This window comes from Oleiphilus sp. HI0043 (assembly GCF_001634935.1).
The window spans coordinates 1-904 of the sequence record NZ_LWEY01000266.1 but is presented as its reverse complement, the minus strand read 5'-3'; the positions used below and the strand labels follow the sequence as shown (position 1 = coordinate 904).

The following is a 904-nucleotide window of genomic DNA, read 5'->3' as shown; positions in this document are numbered from 1 at the left end:
CTTCTGCAAGCTTTGTAATGGGCCTAGAAACTCGTCGTGCCTGCCACAAAGCCAAGACAATACTAAGCGGCCCGGTCAGTATGACAAATACCGTTACTATCTGTTTTAGCCAATACGCCGAAGCCAAAGCTTCTTTCTTATCTACCTCGCTGATCAAACTCCACTCAATATTAAATATGCGTACCGAGTGATGAATACCAATTACCTCTTCACCATTCGGCCCCACATATTCGAAAGCCTCTTCATAGTCATGCTCCAAGTCATGAGTTTGGAATTCTGAAGTTTTTTTACACCTATAAGCTTTTGATACAACGCCTTCTTCAGCACCTACTGCATGCTCCTTTCGCCACTTTTCGAATTGTTCAGTTGCGATAGTTCGCTCCAGAATCTCTGACTGATCATCGATACTGGTTCTAAGCAAGCCGTCGGCACCGACTAGATAATGTGAAGCATTAATTTTCGCCAAATCTCGTGACAGCAGGTTTATCAATTGCTCTAATCTAATTTGAATAGCAAAAGAACCGATAACTGCGCCGTCACCCGAAAAGATCGGTGCCGCAATAAAACCATCTGGGCGCCCCTTAGATGGCGCATAGCGTTCGATATCTGAAAAAAGCGTTTTCTTCTGTTTGAGTGTTTACTGCACAAGCCACGAAAACTTTGTCTGGGCATAGCGCCCGTCGAAAAGATTGGTACCAAAGTCATCTTCATGCTCAATGGTATACAGAATATTGCCTTGATTATCGATTAAGAATATATCGTAAACATAGGGATAAGCAGCGCCTATCGCAACAATACTGTCTTCCTGGCCTTTTACCCGTGCCTGCCAGTCTGAGCTGTGCACATAAGTGAATAAATCAGTATTGCTGTGCTCGTAACCCTCTCGAAGTGAAATCAGTAGGTC

Annotated in this window: 2 protein-coding genes; both read right to left on the bottom strand. The window is 43.9% G+C overall.

Annotated features, from left to right (window positions below; all coding sequences use genetic code 11):
* The coding region (locus A3729_RS03935) for a hypothetical protein (protein ID WP_197475545.1) at window positions 1-490 on the bottom strand (490 nt) is incomplete at its 3' end.
* Between the two features lie 147 nt (window positions 491-637).
* A partial coding sequence (locus A3729_RS32180) for a hypothetical protein (protein WP_197475544.1) occupies window positions 638-904 on the bottom strand: 267 nt, incomplete at its 5' end.